Consider the following 2,041-nt stretch of genomic DNA (forward strand, 5'->3'; position numbering starts at 1 on the left):
GCCATCGCGTCCAGACGGGCCAGTTCCAGCAACTCCTCAATGGCAGTGGATGCCAGGAAGCGTTTCAACGTGCTCAGCCGCATCTCAGGTGCCTGCAACAGCCGCAGGTGGTCGCGCACCAAGACAGCCACCCGTTCCCAAGTCTCGCGGCTGCGTCGCAGTCGCTGGCAGATGACGATGGCCATCTCCGCGCCCAGCTTGCAGTGGCCGTAGAACGTGATCCGCTTCTCGTCACGCTGCGCACAACTTGGCTTGGCGATGTCGTGCAGCAAGGCTGCCAACGCCAGGGTCTCAGTGGGGTGGTCAAGTTGTTCGAGCAAACCGAGGGTGTGGACAAACACATCACCTTCGGGGTGGTAGTCGGGCGATTGCTCCACGCCCTTCAGGGCGGCGATTTCCGGGAGAATGGGATCGAGCAAACCGCTGCGGTCGAGCAGCTCGAAACCGCTCCGCGCACTCCCGGCCTCGCTGTCGGTCAACATCCGCACCACTTCGTCGCCGATGCGTTCCCACGCCATGTCCGTGATCGACGCCGCGGCCGTTCGAATGGCGGCGAAGGTGGCCGGTTCGATGTCGAAGCCCAAGCGTGCGGCGAAGCGGACGGCCCGCAGCATGCGCAGGCGGTCTTCGCTGATGCGTGCGGCGGCGTCACCGATGGCGCGAATGACGCCGGCCCGCAGATCGGCTTGCCCGCCAACATAGTCGATGATGGCGCCGGTAGTGGGGTCGATGAACATCCCGTTGATGGTGAAGTCACGCCGGCAAGCGTCTTCCTCGGCCGAACCGAAGTGGACGCTGCTCGGGTGGCGCCCGTCCAAGTAGGCCGCGTCGGAACGAAAGGTCGCGACCTCAACGGCTTCGGCATCGATGAGCACGACGACGACGCCGAACTGCACGCCGACCGGCACGGTCCTTTTGAATAGCTGCTGGACCACGTCCGCCGGTGCGCTGGTGGCGATATCGAAATCCTGCGGTTCGCGGCCGAGCAGCCGGTCGCGTACGCAGCCGCCGGCGAAATAGGCGATGTAACCGGCTTGGCGCAACCGTTGCGCGATCGTGTGCGCGGCCGCTTCCTTGGGATTCATGCTGGATCATGGTCGCAAGGCGGCGTGCGGCCGTCAAGGATGAGGCCGGGGCTGCCGCCTGGTATCAGGGGCGGCCTGCGACTTCCCTACCCGACGTCGTGTTGCGACAGTGTCAGTTCAATGGCCACAGCCGGACGGGCGTCTGAAGGAGTGCCGTCTTTACAGAACGCGCCGGTGATGATCGCCGGCGCCACAGCTCGAAGTGGGCTCGCGAGGTATAGTGTGAGACCCCCGACAGCTTCAGAGCCCGGCGCTCGGTCAGATCGGGGAACCGGACCGGTTCACGCAGCCGCACCCGGAGTACGTGATCGGCGGGACTGAGTGTGGTAGCAGCCTGCCGTTTCACGAGATTGATCCTTCCTGCCTCCTCAATTCGGCGGGACACAGTACCAGCACGCTTCCTTTTCGTAACCGTCCGCGCCCTGTCCGAAGCCGCGTTCAGCTGCCGTTGTGTCGCTCCGGACGCGAGAGTGATCCTGTACGGGAGCCGGGCGCGGCGCGATCCTGAACCCGTATCGGACTACGACGTGCTCATCCTCGTCGACGTTGAGGTCCAACCGGACCTGGAGGATCGCATTGGCGATGCACTCTACGAAGTCGAACTTAAACACGGCGCGATGATCTCGGAAATCGTTTTCAGTCGGCAGCACTGGAACGAACCCCGACGCTCATGAACCTCCCGTTCCAATCCGTCATGCCCGCAATCTTCAGGCGGGCCTCCAGTGCGTGGGGGATGGATTCCGCCTGAAGACCGCGGGAATGACGAGAAGCAAGACGGATGCTCTTGCCGACATCAATCATTGACATGTTATTTACTGGACAGTGGCACTTTCTCGAACGAGCGTCTACGCCGCGAGGCGTTGGTGTGCCGTGCAAAGACGGCGGTTTCCAGTGGGTGTGAGTCCCACCCGGCAAAGGGTCGCTGCAGCCGGAAGCAGTCGGAGCGGGGAGAGGAG

2 protein-coding genes are annotated in these 2,041 nt (G+C 63.6%); one reads left to right on the plus strand and one right to left on the minus strand.

Annotated features, from left to right (window positions below; genetic code table 11):
- Nucleotides 1-1,085, minus strand: a 1,085-nt coding sequence (locus tag VF515_14275; GenBank protein ID HEX7408798.1) for a CCA tRNA nucleotidyltransferase, incomplete at its 3' end; no start/stop codon positions are given.
- Nucleotides 1,086-1,555: 470 nt separating this feature from the next.
- Between VF515_14275 and VF515_14280 the strand changes: the two genes are divergently transcribed.
- The gene (locus VF515_14280) at nt 1,556-1,759 is read left to right on the plus strand and encodes a nucleotidyltransferase domain-containing protein (protein ID HEX7408799.1); all 204 of its coding nucleotides are present in this window, start codon (nt 1,556-1,558) and stop codon (nt 1,757-1,759) included.
- The last annotated feature ends 282 nt before the right edge of the window (nt 1,760-2,041 follow it).

This window comes from Candidatus Binatia bacterium (genome assembly GCA_036382395.1).
Lineage (GTDB): Bacteria > Desulfobacterota > Binatia > HRBIN30 > HRBIN30 > JAGDMS01.